Below are 14,313 nucleotides of genomic sequence, written 5' to 3'. Positions count from 1 at the left end.
CATTGTATCTTTTTTCCAATAAATAAGCAATAAAAAAAAGCACCTTCTCAGTGGAGAAAAGGTGCAAGGACAATCAGGAAAATGGAAGTACTCACGAGTAACAAGGTAATCGGCCGCTTCAACTTCATCCGTCCCTTCCCCTGATAATAACCGGTGAACTGGAGTTTGTTCCGGTACAAGACGAAGTACAGGATCAGCATCGACAAGGATAAGGCTGTGCCTCCCGGCGTCTCTGCCACGTCGATCCCGAAGCTTCGGAAGACTCCGTTCACCGCGGTAAACCCTATTCCGGCGATAAGGAAAAGCAGAATCAACAGCCGGATCATTTCCAGAAATACCGAAGTCGTTTTCATACGCTCCCCCCTCCTCTTCCAATTATTACAAACAGCCATCCAGGAAGCAATAAAACCGACAGCTCTCTTCAGCTGTCGTTCTTCTTTGAGCGAGGACAACCTTCTTTTATGAACGGATGTACCTCCTTCCAAGACCTTCATTCTGCTGAAAAAAGGATTTTTATCGACCCATAAACGCCGAGTCGCAAATCAGATCGGATGCAGCCGGACAAGATATTCCGCTCCCCCCGTATAATAAAATCTCCAAATGAAAAAGGCTGCTTATCCAAAGCAGCCTCCTTCCTCAAAGATCTTGTTTACAGAAATACCAGTCCACGCAATCATAATCCGGATCGTTCAAGCGTTCTTTCGCCGCCTTCGTCGTCTTCGGGGGAGAAGCGATGACCTGATCCCCCTGCTGCCAGTCCGCCGGTGTCGACACGCCGTGTTCATCCGTGACCTTCAGCGCTTCGACGAGCCGGACGATTTCCTGCATATTCCTCCCCGTCGTCAGCGGATAATAGATGACAGAGCGGACGATCTGCTGATCATCGATGACAAAAACCGCCCGGGAGGTTTCGGTTCCATCACTTTCCGGCATGATCATTCCGAATTTCTGTGCCACCGACTGATCAAGATCCGCAATGACGGGAAATTCGATCGTCGTGTCGAAGTTCTTTTCTATATTCTGAATCCATGCGATGTGGGAGGAAACACTGTCGACGCTCAGCCCTAGAAGCTCTACACCCTTGTCCCTTAAAGAACCATAAATCGATTGGAACGCGACGAATTCTGTCGTACACACCGGGGTAAAGTCAGATGGATGGGAAAACAGGATCAACCATTTTCCGGCGAAGTCGCCTAAGGACAGCTCCCCGTGTGTCGTCTGCGCCTTGAAGTCTGGTGCTTTCTCCCCGATCCTCGGCAGGTGATACGTTTCTTCCTGCTCCAATTGTTCTCGTTCCATTTCTATTCCTCCTCCAGTAAGATAGTTCCGTCCGTTTGATAACGGATACATTTTGTAAATAACCGATTCACTTTATACCTAAACGGGTATATAGTATGAGTATACCTATAAATTTCCAATTCGTTAGGAGGACTATGTATGTATTTGAAGTATTTCTATGATCGCCATCTGGCCCAGGCTTCTTATATGGTCGGCTGCCAGGCTTCCGGGGAAGCTGCCATCATTGATCCATCCAGAAACATTAACGTATATTTGGAGACGGCACGCCGGGAGGGCTACACCCTGACGAAGGCGTTTGAAACCCATATCCATGCCGACTTCGTTTCCGGAGTGACGGAACTTGCACGAAGGACAGGAGCGACCATCTATCACTCCACGGAAGGAGCCGATAACGGCGGCTACGAGCTTCCTTCCTCGTTACCAACGCACGGATTAAAAGATGGGGAAACCATCGCTCTCGGGAATGTACAGATAAAAGCAATCCATACACCGGGTCATACGCCGGAGCACATGGCTTTTGAATTGACCGACGGTGCCGCAGCGGACAAGCCGATCGGTGTATTCACAGGCGACTTCGTATTCGTGGGTGATGTCGGCAGACCGGACTTACTTGAGAAGTCGGCCGGTGTCAAGAACTCGACGGAAAATGGAGCGAGGCAGATGTTCCGGTCCCTCGAAGCTTTCAAGAACTATGAAGACTATATTCAAATATGGCCGGGCCACGGAGCAGGGAGCGCCTGCGGGAAGTCGCTCGGAGCTGTGCCGACAAGCACCGTCGGATATGAGAAGTTATACAATCCTGCCTTCCAATTCGAAGAGGAAGAAGCATTCCTCTCCTTCCTCCTTGAGGGGCAGACGGAACCGCCCGCCTACTTTACGAGAATGAAACAAGTCAACCCGACCGGCATGACACCTCTGTCCGACGTGAACCCCGGCGTAGAAATGGAAAGAAAAGCGGAAGACATGGCAAGGCTCGCTGCGTCCAGGAATGCGATGGTCATCGACACACGGAACGCCTTCGATTATGCCAACCGACACCTTCCCGGCACGATCAACCTGCCGTTCCCGGACGTTTTCGCCGAATGGATGGGAAGACTTGCCGATTATGAGAAAGACATCTACATCATCTCCGACCCTCCCCAATTCCAGGAAATCCGGAGCGTTCTTTCAAGTATGGGGATGGACCGCCTGAAAGGGCTGTTTTCCCTGTCTGCCCTTTCTAAAACCGAAGCACCCCGCTCCTATACGAACGAATTACCGAAGGAAGTGGCAAAAAGAGATATCCCGGTTCTGGACGTCCGCTACGACCATGAATGGAACGAAAGCCATATTCCAGGCGCCGAGCACGTTCCTCTTCCGCAGCTGCCGGAAACAGAACTGCACCTTCCCGGAAATAAAGTGGCCGTCCACTGCGCCTCGGGAAAACGATCCGCTGTTGCAGCAAGCATCCTCTTGAACAAAGGGTATGAAGTCATTAACGTTACAGGCGGCTTCCACCAATGGAAGAAGGAGAACCTGCCAGTCACTTGATCAAAAGGAAACGCCTGTCAAGGATGACCTGACAGGCGTTTCAGGGTGTCGAGAAACCCTTCGCTATGGACGGAAAGCATAAACATTCCGATCAACCATTAAAAACTATAGACGATTGGAAGAAAACAAAAGAAAGACATTTGGACAAAGGGCGGAGGGGAATCGAGCAGACTCCTGTGGGAATAGTGGCACAGGTGAGACCCCGGAAGAGCAAAGCGATGAGAAGGCTCACCGGCCACCCCACGGAAAGCGCTCGATTCCACGGAGCCCGCTCACTCCTTATGAAAAGTGTTTCTTCATCAAGTTAAACGCCTGTCAGGAATGACCTGACAGGCGTTTTGCTGTGAATCCACTATACATTTGGATGATCCGCAAACCTCGGTTTACTGAAAAAGGCTGCGGTCAAAAGGAAAAACAAGGAAACAATCAATCCCCACCCTGCCTGATCCACCGTCATCGACAACGGGATGGATAAAGCGGAAAGCATAAAACAAAGCTTCATCAACATCGGCTCACCTCCGGACACAAATGATGCGGTTGCTTAAAGTGTACCAGATTGGAAATGTTCTCCACAAGCAATTATAAGGATAAAAACCTTAACCGAGTGTGAAAAGGACACACCCGGTTGGATGTGTCCTTCCTCTTATGATTCGACGGGTGTGGAAAGAGACAGTTCCGCACCGTTTGTTTCGATCACCTTCTGGTACCAGTAGAAGGACTTCTTCCGGCGCCTCTCCAGCGTCCCGCTTCCATCATCGTGTTTGTCGACATAAATATAGCCGTAACGCTTCGACATTTCCCCTGTCGATGCACTGACAAGATCGATACAGCCCCAGCTCGTGTAACCCATCAAGTCGACACCGTCTTCGTTGACCGCCGCACGCATCGCTTCCACATGCTTCTTCAAGTAATCGATCCGGTAATCATCCTGAATCGATCCGTCCGCTTCGATTTCATCGTAGGCTCCAAGCCCGTTTTCTACGATGAACAACGGCACCTCATACCGTTCATACAATTTATTCAACGAGACACGCAGACCGATCAAGTCGATCTCCCATCCCCAGTCGCTCGCTTCGAGGAACGGATTCTTCACCCCGGAAAGTATGTTGCCGTGGACGTTATCCTCCGCAGACTTATGCTTCTTCTCCGTCCGCGACATATAGTAACTGAAGCCGATGTAATCGACCGTATGTTCCTTCAGCAGTTCAAGATCCCCTTCTTTGATATCGAGTTCAATGCCGTTCTGGTCGAAATAGCGTTTAACGAACGGCGAGTATTCCCCGCGCACCTGGACGTCGGCACAGTAATAGTTGAACAAACGCTCCTCCTGCAGGGCATGCAGCTGGTTTTCCGGATTGCTGTCAAACGCATACACCGGTGCAAAAATGATCATGCAGCCGATCTGCGCCTCCGGCATGATTTCACGACACGCCTTGACTGCAAGGCTTGAAGCGACAAACTGATGGTGGAAAGCCTGGAAGGTCGGCGTGAACTTGTCCTCTTCCTTTTCAATGGAAAATCCGAGACCCATAATCGGCATCATCAATCCGCTGTTGATTTCATTGAACGTCATCCAGTACTTCACCTTACCTTTGTACCGATTGAAGATCGCATGGACATAACGCTCGAAGAAGGTGACGACCTCCCGGCTCCGCCAGCCGCCGTACTCCTTGACGAGGTTGACCGGCATTTCGTAGTGCGAAATGGTGACGACCGGCTCGATGCCGTGCTTATGGAGCTCATCAAACACGCGGTCATAGAACGCGAGTCCCGCTTCATTCGGCTCCTTCTCGTCCCCCTTCGGAAAAATTCTCGTCCAGGCGATGGACATCCGGAAGACCTTGAATCCCATTTCGGCAAAAAGAGCGATATCTTCTTTATACCGGTGGTAGAAATCGATGCCTTCATGGTTCGGATACGTGTACGTTTCTTTATCGATTTCAAAGTTAAACCCAGGCTCGGCTAAGATGGAAAGCCGCTTTTTTCCTCCGGGAAGAACATCAGCGATATTCAGACCTTTCTCTCCTTCTCCGAAGCCGCCCTCCATCTGATTGGCCGCTGTCGCTCCACCCCATAAGAAACCTTCTGGAAATGCTTGTGATTGTTTTGTCATTGTCTTTACCCCTTTATTATTTTTTACCGGCTTCCGCCGCATTTACATTTGGTTTGTTGAGAGAAAAGGGACATCGCCCTCCTCTCTCCCGCCTCCTTTACGCCTGCATCAACGTATCCCCGGCCTGCAGCTGTGTCTGCTTCGTTGTCACAAGTTGATAGGGAAGCTGGTTCGTCACGACTACAGGCGTCGTGACAGCGAATCCTTCGGCCTTGATCGCCTCGATATCAAACTCGATCAGCACCTGTCCCTTTTCGACCCGGTCGCCCTGAGCGACACGGCTCGTGAAGTGCCGCCCGTTCAGCTTGACCGTATCCATTCCAATGTGAATGAGGATTTCCGCCCCGTCATCGGTTGTCAAACCGACTGCATGGTTCGTCGGGAACAGCGCCGATACATTCCCGGAGAAGGGAGCGAACAGCTTTCCTTCCGTCGGCTCGATGGCGACACCGTTTCCAAGCGCTCCGGATGCAAAGGCTGCGTCTTTGATCGTCTCAAGAGGAAGGACGTCCCCGTGCAGCGGACTGGCAATAACTAAGTTCTCCACCTTCACTTCTGTCGCTTTCGCTTCCACTGCCCCCTGCTTCTCCGGGCCGTCCGCTTTCACTTGTTTATTGACACCACCGAACAGGTAAGTGAGCACGAATCCCAGTACGAATGCGGCAGCAACGGCGATGATGGATCCCCAAAATGCTAGATCCAAACCACCGGAAGGACTGATGAAGGACGGGATACCGAAGATACCAAGTCCGCCGATAATAAAGGTTTGAGACCCGAATACCCCAAGGAGCGCCCCGCCGAAGCCGGCTGCGATACAGCTGATGATGAACGGCCGTTTAAGCGGCAGAGTAATTCCATAGATTGCGGGCTCGGTGACACCGAAAATACCGGAGAGAAACGCTGGAAGACTGAGCGTCTTCATCTTCTGGTTTCTCGTCTTCAACCAGACGCCTAGAACCGCACCGATCTGTGCGAAGGAAGCTGCGAACATCATGGCAAGCACCGGATCTGATCCGTTCACTGTCAGGTTGTTGATGGCGACAGGGACCAATCCCCAATGCAGGCCGAACATGACGAATACCTGCCATAATCCACCGATAAAGATTCCGGCGATAATCGGACTCAAGCTGTAAATACCGACGGAGGCGGCTCCTACAAGCTGCCCTGCCCACGTAGCAATCGGTCCGATGATCATGAACGTAAGCGGTACGACGATCAACAGCGTACAGAACGGAACTAAGAACATTTTCACGACATCCGGAATCACCTTTTTCAACCCTTTTTCCACACGTGAGCCGAAATAGGCAGCAAGAATGATCGGAATGACGGAAGAAGAATAGGTCATTAGGATGACTGGAATACCTAGAAAAGTGATATGAACCGGTGATTCAATCAACGTTCCGGCAAACAGCGTGTAGAGCGGGTCGCCTGCTGTCAGACCGGAAAGGGTCGGATAGACGAGAGAAGCACCGATGGCCATGCCGATAAACGGGGTGCCTCCGAATTTTTTACTGGCTGTATAGCCGAGGAAAATCGGCAGGAAGTAGAACAAACAGTCCCCGATGGCATTCAGAATCTGATAGGTCCCCCCGGCTTCATCGAGCCAGCCGAACGTGACGAATAGTGCATTGAAACCTTTGATCATACCGGTTGCAGCAAGCACGCCGAGCACCGGGGTGAAAATACTTGCGATGATGTCGATGAAGCGGTTGAACAAGCTCTCCTTCTCCCGCGGTCCATCTTGTTCGACGACCGCCTGATCCGCGAAACCGCCGACTTCGACGACGGCCTTGTACACATCAGGAACCTGGTTGCCGATGACGACTTGATACTGACCACCGCTCTTCATGACGGTTACGACATCATCCATATCTTTCAGAACTTCTGTATTGGCTTTGCTTTCATCCTTCAACTTAAAGCGTAGACGGGTAATACAATGAACGACACTCAACACGTTTTCTCTACCGCCGACGTTAGCAATAATGTCTCTTGCCAGCTGTTCGTATTTCATCATCCGATCCCTGCTTTCCGAGGTATTTTTTGCAAATAAAAAACCTGAACCGATTCGGAAAGCGCGCGCTTTTCCGAAGCAGATCAGGTTATGCCCAAATTTGGTAACATTCCTTCGAAGGTTATTAAGTTAAATAAAAGATAGCATGAGCGCGAGTTTATGTCAACGCTTACATTCAGAAAATTAAATCTTTTTTTAAGAAATCTGCTGCCTTTGACTGACCCTGTGGATATGGACGGTCAAATACACCTGCTCATCCCTCGAGATCAGCCACTCATAATTGCGCTCCAAATACAGCGCAACTTTTCGGGTAGCTTCAAAGGCGTCCTCATATTTCTGTCTGATTTGATCGAAAAGAAAGTCATCGACCGAATCCTCCAGCTTCTCTTTTCGGACGAACCTGACCGCAAAGAAACGCAGATGGGTCAGGAACCGTTCATAATTGACAGAGTCTTCGTCGAGTTCCATTTTGAAATGATACTTCACGATGTTCAAAATATTGTTGACCATTTCCGTCACCTGCACGGCAGAAGCCATGTTGTCACTGGAAAGCTGACTGTTTACGAGGTGGAGGGCAATCGACGCTGCTTCATCCTCCCCAAGTGTGATGCCGGTCTCCTCTTTGATGATGTCAAGCGCTCTCAATGCGACCTGGAACTCCTGCTTGTAGTACTTCCTGATCTCCCATAACAGCTGATTCTTCAATTCGATCCCCTGCTCATGCCGGCTGATTGCGAAACTCAAGTGATCCGTCAAGGCTACATACAAGTACTCGTCCAGCTTATACGGAAGCAGCGACTGCGCATAGTCCATGATTTTCGAGGAAATATCCAAATAAACCGCCGGCGTATCCCGCAAGAGCTGTCCCAGCTTGTCCGCTGTTCCCTGTTTCTCCAGCACGAACGTCTTTTCAATTTTCGATGTATCCACCTCTTCGCCGACCTTCTTCTTGAATGCGAGTCCCCTGTAAACGCTAGAATAAAGTTGACAGTTTTCGCTTGATAAGATTTTACACTTTTGCTCTATCAGCCTATTACTTTAGTAAAATAGTTGGTGACATTATTTTACTGGAGGTTAGGATTTTGGAGGAGAAATTAGTGTTGTATTTAAATATCAAAGACCTACATAAACGGAAGTTTAAAATAGCACAAATTGCTAAGGAGCTTAAGATCTCAAGACCAACTGTCTATAAATATTTAGAGATGACTTTTGAAGAAGCCAAAGCTTATACGGAACAACCGATTGGCAAGAAAAAGAAATTAGACAGCTACAAAGATTGGATACTCGCCTGGTTAGAAGAGTATCCCCACTTGAGTGCTGCACAGATACACGATTGGCTTTTAGAGAGATACCCCGACCTAGCGGTCGGTGGAAGTACAGTGAGGTCATATGTTAGAGAAGTCAGGGAAGTCTACCAAATTGAGAAGAAACAATTGGTTCGCCAATATGAGGCAATACCTGAACAACCAATGGGGAAACAACTCCAGGTAGACTGGGGTGAAACAAAACAGAAGACAACTGACCGTAAAGAGATTAAGTTGTATTTCATTGCGTTTGTACTCGCCCACTCCAGACAAAAGTATATGGAATGGCAGTCAAGACCATTTACCACGAGAGATGCGATTCGCTGCCATGAAAATGCCTTTCAATTCTACGGAGGGTGTACAGAAGAAATTGTATACGATCAGGATCATTTAATTACGGTTAGTGAAAATGCAGGACAGCTGCTTTTAACAGCTGAGTTTCAAAGTTATGTGAATGAACGTAAGTTTACGGTTCATTTGTGTAGGAGAGCTGATCCGGAATCTAAAGGAATGATTGAGAATGTAGTGAAGTACATTAAAGGCAATTTCGCAGACAGTCGAGTGTTCCGTGATATAGAGGATTGGAATCAGCGGGCCCTACAATGGCTAAAGCGTACCGGAAATTATCAAGTTCATCAGACAACAAAAAAAAGACCAGCCGAAGTGTTTCTCGTCGAAAAGCAACACTTAAAGCCGGTCTCTTCCCTACTTTCATTTGAAAGTACCAATAATCAAAGTATATCAAGAAGTGTAAGCAAGGACAATACAATCCGGTATAAGTCTAATCGATATTCCGTCCCTCTCGGGACTTATCAAACAAACGTTGATAATCATGTTTTGATTGAAGTGACAGGCCAAGAACCGGCGACGCTCGTAATTCGAAAGGAAGCAGAAAGTGAAATCATCGCCGAACACTGTGTCAGTTTAGAAAAAGGAAAGCTCATTCAAAACCGCAATCATACCCGTGATCGCTCCAAAGGGGTTGAAGAATTCAAACAACGGTTGGTCTCCTTTTTTGAAAATCAAACACAGGCAGCTACTTACTTTGACGAGATTAGCCAAAGATACCCAAGGTATCGTCGAGACCAGTTTGCGATCATTCACCAGGTCATCCAACAGTACCCAACGGTAATCGGAAAAGTATTAGCCAAATGTATGAGAGAAAAGCTGTTTAGTGCGAATGACTTTCGTGATATCGCCCAGCACATTCATAAATTACCTCATGACCCGCTAAAAGAGATAAAACCCTTTAATACCTATTCAACAAGACGTTGTCATATTAAAGCCTCTACTCGATCTTTAAATGCTTATACCAGCATTTTAGGAGGTCGATCATCATGAACAAGACAGTACAAGAATTACAAGATCAGTTTCGTCAGTTACGGCTCTCAGAAACGGCGGAGGAGCTTCCACAGCTTCTTCGCGAAGCTGAAAAATCCTCATGGACCTACTTAGAATTTCTAGAATCGATTACGCAATATGAACTAGCAAAGCGTGAAGCAAAAAGCCTTGAAAAAAGAATGAAATGGGCACGTTTTCCTTTCGTTAAGTCGTTAGATGAGTTTGAACTGAGTGGTCAAAACGTTCTGACTGCCCGCCAACTAACTCAACTCAGAGAGTTAAGCTGGCTGGAACAGCAGTATAACTTAATTATTCTCGGGCCACCCGGCATAGGGAAAACGTATATTGCCATTGGACTGGGGATCGAAGCTGTTTCCAGGGGATTCAATGTTTACTTCGTTACAATGGGGGATCTTGTGCAGCTCTTAAAGACGGAAGAGTATCTGAACAAATCAAAGGTACAACTGAAACGAATGAGAAACGCTGACCTTGTGATTATTGATGACCTGATGTATATGGCGATGGATCAACGAGAGGCAAATCTGTTTTTTCATTTAATTAACCATTTATACGAACGAAGTTCGATCATTTTGACCTCAAATAAAAGTCCAGAGGAATGGGGGCATTTGATTGGCGACCAGGGGATTACGACAGCGATTTTAGATCGTTTACTCCATCGTGTGGAAGTTATACATGGCGGAGAGAATGAGGAAAGTCATCGTATGAAAAATAGAAAAAGCATATTTTCAGCAGAAGTGTAAAGGGAAAACGAGCATAAAGTGTAAAATTCGACTTGACGTCTACATCCCCGTCCCATCACGACAATTTCCTGGTCCGCCTCATTGTTTGACACGACGACATTGTTGTTCAGTATCTTCCTGATCTCCATATCCCGCCTCCTCCTTAAGCGACGCATAAAAACAACAAAAACCTAAATTGAGCGCAAGAAGACCCATTCGTCCTCTGTACCAATTTAGGTTTTGCCTGCCGAACAGTAACAATCCAACTAGGTATAAAGTTGTAAACGTTTTCTTTTATTTTATATAGAGGGATTGAGATTGTCAATGGCATACTTTTACACAGCAGGAGATCCGCCTCTATCCCTGCTCACAAGAAAGCTTCCAATGAAACGCAAGCAGGCTGACATCCTTCTCAACGACCGTCCCACGGCTTTTGAGACAGGAAGCTTCTGCCTCTTTAAACCCATAGTAGCTAGAGGCGACGGCAATCGCTGCACTGATCATCAAAATAAACCCAACGGCTTTCCATTTCCTTCTCTTCATCGCTGTACCACCTGTCCTTTAATCGAAGACCAGACTGTTCCGCTTCAGAAATCTGCCGTCAAACGTGATCGGAACGCCTTCTCCATCTCTCTCCGCGTGGATGTGCAGATGAGGTTCCGTCGTATTCCCCGTATTACCGACGCTGCCGAGCCTGTCACCGGATTCGACCATTTGACCTTCTTCCACTTCCACACTCCCCGGCTTCATATGAGCAAGATGGCCCTCCGTCCCGTCACAGGATAAAATGACGTGGTTCCCGGCTGGAGATGCCTCTTCATCCGGATCTTCCTGCGGGGATAGATCGTCATAACGATCGACGGCCGTTGTCACTTCGCCGCTGCACGGGCTGTACAAAGGGGTTCCGTAAATGCGGTATTTCTTCAAATTCTCCGGAGACAGTCCCGACGCCCGCATCCCCCACCAGTGGAGCTGGGTGATGTCATTCGCGTAGGCTTGAGGAGCAACGTCATGGTGGTAGTTGATTGCCGTACTCGCCCCGCCGTGACCGACCGTAAACACCCCGTCCTCCATCGGAAAAGCGAGATCCACCGCCTTTTCTTGTTCCGGCATCCTGTACCCGGTCAAAGCGCCGGTGGTAATGACACCAAAGTAGAGAAAGAGAGCGATACTGATCCCCATGGAAAAGCGGTACGGCTTATTTTTCTCCGGTCCTTTCACCGGAAGCCCCGGGTACCTGCGCCAGACGAAGAAGGAAACGACTAGGAACAATACCGGCCAGAGCCAGCGCAGATAATGATTATAAATGGCCCACGGACCAAGGAAGAATATGTAGCTCATAAACATCAGGCAGGCAAGCCATTCCATGACGAGCAGCTTCCTGCCTGCATAATCCGTCTTCCATAGATTGAACAAAAGTGCCAGTGGAAGAAGGAGATAAATCGGTGCCAACATCCAAACCATCAAACAAAGATCCCTCCTCTTCTTTCCTTACGGAGACTGGATTCACACATGCAGCCGGCAGCGGAAGCCGCGGGCGGCATAATAGGATTCCGCTCCGTTGTGATAGAGAAACACCGTCCCATAGCGATAGTCGCAGAACAGCGCTCCGCCGAGAGAACGGATGTCCGCCGGCGTCTGTACCCAGCTTGAAGTTTTCTTATCGAATTCCCCGAGCTTCTGCAGCGAGCGGTATTCCTCTTCCGTCAGCAGCTCGACGCCCATTTCTTCCGCCATATCCACGGCACTCGTTTCCGGCTTATATTTCTTCCTCGATTCGAGCGCCGCCCTGTCGTAACAGACGCTTCGTCTGCCCTTAGGGCTCTCCGGCGAACAGTCACAGAAAAGATACCGATCTGTCTCTTCTTCATAACCGACGACATCCGGCTCCCCTCCGGTGCGCTCCATTTCACGAAGCGACCACAGCTTCGATTCATCCGCTTCGAGCTTTTTCTCGATATGTTCCCACCCAAGGCCCGGGTGACGCTCGGCATTTGTATCAAAGCGATCCTTCCATTTCGCATAAAGCTCCGCCTTCTCATCCTGTGATACGTGTCTGGACATAGTGATCCTCCTTCTTTATATGTACTCCAAGCTTAATCCTGCATAAATAAGCAGGGCTGCAGCCGCAAAGCCGGCAAAGAACAAACCTTTTTGCAGCTTCGACCAGTTCTTCATCCAACCCCATCTCCTTTGGTCGACGTCCAACCAAAAGAAATCGACGACCACCGCCAACAGGATGACGAGTACAGCAGTTATGGCACCCATAGCCGTTCCTCCCTATTCCGATATTTATATAAGAACAACCACCTTAATAAGAATCAGCCGACATATTCGTCTTTCAGGACCGCCATCAGTATTTCATCCGAATAGCGGCCATTCCAAAACAGCGCCTGCCTGCACACCCCTTCCTTTTGAAACCCCGCTTTCTCGTAGGCTTTAATACCTCGGATATTATGCGAATAAACCTCAAGCTCCAGCCGGTTCAGCTCCAATTCTTCGAACGTATACCGAACGGCCAGCTTCACCGCTTCTGTCCCATACCCCTTATTTTGATAGGCTCCGGCGTGAAGCGAAATTCGAAAACCGGCCTTACGATTATTCTGATCGATATCCACAATCGCCAGGTCTCCAACCACCCTGTCACCTTCACGAAGACAGATCGCGAAATCACGTCTCGCAGAGTCCTCCCGAAACTTCCGGTACCTGTCAATGATTTCTTTCTTCGTGAATGTCCGCCGTGTCCCTGTCATATAGCGGGCCTCTTCATCCTGGACAGAATGACAGATTCCATCGATGTCCTGATCTTCGATGGGACGCAGATACAGACGACTGCCTTCCATCATCACGTTCCTCCTTTATAGTAACTAATATGGAGTAGATAACTAATCAACAATAGTAAAAAAATTCAAACATTTGATATTATAACTCTACCGAACAGAGGAGCATCTGTCATCCTTGCGACAAACGATTCTAATGATTATTCTAAATAATCTACAACCTCCTGCAGGTTTTCGGCCAGTTCATCCGGGAGCCTATGCCCCATCCCTTCGATGACCATCAACCTGCAGTCAGCTCCCTTGGACTGAAGAAGTTCGACCACTTTCTTCGTCTCCTCATAAAAAGGATCTTCATCCCCCGTAATGACGCACCCTTTCACGTCCGATACATCCTGATCCCCGAAAAGTGCTGCAAGCTTGTCCACATCTGTAAACGACGGAACAAAAGCGAGGAAGCTTTCGACTTCAGGCAGCTTGTTTTGGAGAAGCAGTTCGATGACGGTCTTTCCTCCCTGGGAGGCGCCCGCCGCGAGAATCCGCTTTTTCTCTGTTGGAAAGCTTTGATAGAAACGCTGATACATAGACGTAACATCGGCCGCAGCCGTATCTGGATCGTCCCAGTGGTAGATATCTTTGCTGAATACCTGCGAGGACTGAACGAAGCCGAAGAAATAACGCGCGAGAATCACCGGGTCGCTCCATTGAGCTGCAAAGTCAGCCGCGTTGGAGCCTTTCCAATGCAGGCCAACTATAGCAACATCCGCTTCCGGATTACCTGTCGTTTCAAGCTCCGCGCTGGCTGCGCGATCAGCTTCTTCAAACCGCTCGGCGCACTGACTCAGGATACGCTGAAATTCCTTGGATCCCTGCAATGGGGCAAGTTCCTCATCCTGTTCCAGCAAGGACGGATTCCACCATACTCCTTGATCAAGCACCTGCTGAAGCTCTGTGACAGCCCTGTCCTTCTTCCCCAAAAGCATGTAGATGCCCGCTTTCCAATGACCAATCCTGTCCAGGCGCTCCGGATATTGCACCTTTCCTTCCTCCAGAAGTTCAAGCGCTGCATCGCATTGCTTATTCTCAACGAGTGCGACGGCCTCCCGCTGAAGCCCCGTAAAAGATTGCTGTCGATTCGTCTTCATCTGAACTGTCTCCCTTCGAATTTTCAAGCTATAGAAAGGCCGCAACGACGATG

General features: G+C 48.8%; 16 protein-coding genes. 3 read left to right on the top strand and 13 right to left on the bottom strand.

Going from position 1 to position 14,313, the window contains the following annotated elements; translation table 11 throughout:
* Window positions 1-47: 47 nt before the first annotated feature.
* Together M662_RS07745 and M662_RS07740 are read right to left on the bottom strand one after the other, a co-directional pair.
* Window positions 48-353 (bottom strand): hypothetical protein, encoded by a 306-nt coding sequence (locus M662_RS07745; protein ID WP_026577604.1) that lies wholly within the window; start codon window positions 351-353, stop codon window positions 48-50.
* A gap of 283 nt (window positions 354-636) precedes the next feature.
* Window positions 637-1,299, bottom strand: coding sequence for a peroxiredoxin (locus M662_RS07740; RefSeq protein WP_026577605.1), 663 nt, complete (start codon window positions 1,297-1,299; stop codon window positions 637-639).
* A gap of 138 nt (window positions 1,300-1,437) precedes the next feature.
* Here M662_RS07740 and M662_RS07735 point away from each other — a divergent pair, with 138 nt between their 5' ends.
* Entirely contained in the window at window positions 1,438-2,829 is a 1,392-nt protein-coding gene (locus M662_RS07735) for an MBL fold metallo-hydrolase (protein ID WP_026577606.1), read from the top strand.
* Window positions 2,830-3,181: 352 nt separating this feature from the next.
* Here the strand turns inward: M662_RS07735 and M662_RS19465 are convergent, their stop codons facing one another.
* From M662_RS19465 to licT, 4 genes are all read right to left on the bottom strand, one after another.
* A complete protein-coding gene (locus tag M662_RS19465; protein ID WP_201276726.1) occupies window positions 3,182-3,337 on the bottom strand; it encodes a hypothetical protein in 156 nt (51 codons plus the stop codon).
* Window positions 3,338-3,472: 135 nt separating this feature from the next.
* Entirely contained in the window at window positions 3,473-4,942 is a 1,470-nt protein-coding gene (locus M662_RS07730; protein ID WP_026577607.1) for a glycoside hydrolase family 1 protein, read from the bottom strand.
* A 97-nt stretch (window positions 4,943-5,039) separates the two neighbouring features.
* Window positions 5,040-6,953, bottom strand: coding sequence for a beta-glucoside-specific PTS transporter subunit IIABC (locus M662_RS07725; RefSeq protein ID WP_026577608.1), 1,914 nt, complete (start codon window positions 6,951-6,953; stop codon window positions 5,040-5,042).
* A 195-nt stretch (window positions 6,954-7,148) separates the two neighbouring features.
* Window positions 7,149-7,883, bottom strand: coding sequence for a BglG family transcription antiterminator LicT (gene licT / locus M662_RS07720; RefSeq protein ID WP_328700176.1), 735 nt, complete (start codon window positions 7,881-7,883; stop codon window positions 7,149-7,151).
* A gap of 167 nt (window positions 7,884-8,050) precedes the next feature.
* Here licT and istA point away from each other — a divergent pair, with 167 nt between their 5' ends.
* On the top strand, window positions 8,051-9,598 hold the full coding sequence (gene istA, locus M662_RS07715; protein ID WP_051348847.1) for an IS21 family transposase: 1,548 nt from the start codon (window positions 8,051-8,053) through the stop codon (window positions 9,596-9,598).
* Window positions 9,595-10,359 carry an IS21-like element IS643 family helper ATPase IstB gene (gene istB / locus M662_RS07710; protein WP_026577073.1) on the top strand — a complete coding sequence of 255 codons (765 nt, stop codon included), beginning with the start codon at window positions 9,595-9,597 and terminating at the stop codon, window positions 10,357-10,359. Before istA ends, istB begins: the two co-directional genes overlap by 4 nt.
* Here the strand turns inward: istB and M662_RS07705 are convergent.
* The 7 genes from M662_RS07705 to M662_RS07675 form a co-directional block, all read right to left on the bottom strand.
* Window positions 10,314-10,487: a CAT RNA binding domain-containing protein gene (locus M662_RS07705; protein ID WP_162129287.1), complete on the bottom strand. Its 174-nt coding sequence runs from the start codon at window positions 10,485-10,487 to the stop codon at window positions 10,314-10,316. The genes istB and M662_RS07705 overlap by 46 nt on opposite strands.
* Before the next feature lie 208 nt (window positions 10,488-10,695).
* The gene (locus M662_RS07700; protein WP_162129286.1) at window positions 10,696-10,881 is read right to left on the bottom strand and encodes a hypothetical protein; all 186 of its coding nucleotides are present in this window, start codon (window positions 10,879-10,881) and stop codon (window positions 10,696-10,698) included.
* 18 nt (window positions 10,882-10,899) lie between these two features.
* Window positions 10,900-11,802 (bottom strand): M23 family metallopeptidase, encoded by a 903-nt coding sequence (locus tag M662_RS07695; protein ID WP_236096557.1) that lies wholly within the window; start codon window positions 11,800-11,802, stop codon window positions 10,900-10,902.
* A 42-nt stretch (window positions 11,803-11,844) separates the two neighbouring features.
* Window positions 11,845-12,402, bottom strand: coding sequence for a DUF4256 domain-containing protein (locus M662_RS07690; protein ID WP_035388489.1), 558 nt, complete (start codon window positions 12,400-12,402; stop codon window positions 11,845-11,847).
* A 15-nt stretch (window positions 12,403-12,417) separates the two neighbouring features.
* Window positions 12,418-12,606, bottom strand: a complete 189-nt coding sequence (locus M662_RS07685; RefSeq protein ID WP_026578581.1) for a hypothetical protein — start codon at window positions 12,604-12,606, stop codon at window positions 12,418-12,420.
* A gap of 53 nt (window positions 12,607-12,659) precedes the next feature.
* A complete protein-coding gene (locus tag M662_RS07680; RefSeq protein WP_035388486.1) occupies window positions 12,660-13,184 on the bottom strand; it encodes a GNAT family N-acetyltransferase in 525 nt (174 codons plus the stop codon).
* 134 nt (window positions 13,185-13,318) lie between these two features.
* On the bottom strand, window positions 13,319-14,260 hold the full coding sequence (locus tag M662_RS07675) for an alpha/beta hydrolase (protein WP_026578579.1): 942 nt from the start codon (window positions 14,258-14,260) through the stop codon (window positions 13,319-13,321).
* Between the last annotated feature and the right edge of the window lie 53 nt (window positions 14,261-14,313).

The sequence above is a fragment of the Bacillus sp. SB49 genome, from assembly GCF_000469135.2.
Lineage (GTDB): Bacteria > Bacillota > Bacilli > Bacillales > Halobacillaceae > Halobacillus.
The sequence above is the reverse complement of the archived record's forward strand: the minus strand, read 5'-3'. Positions and strand labels throughout refer to the sequence as shown.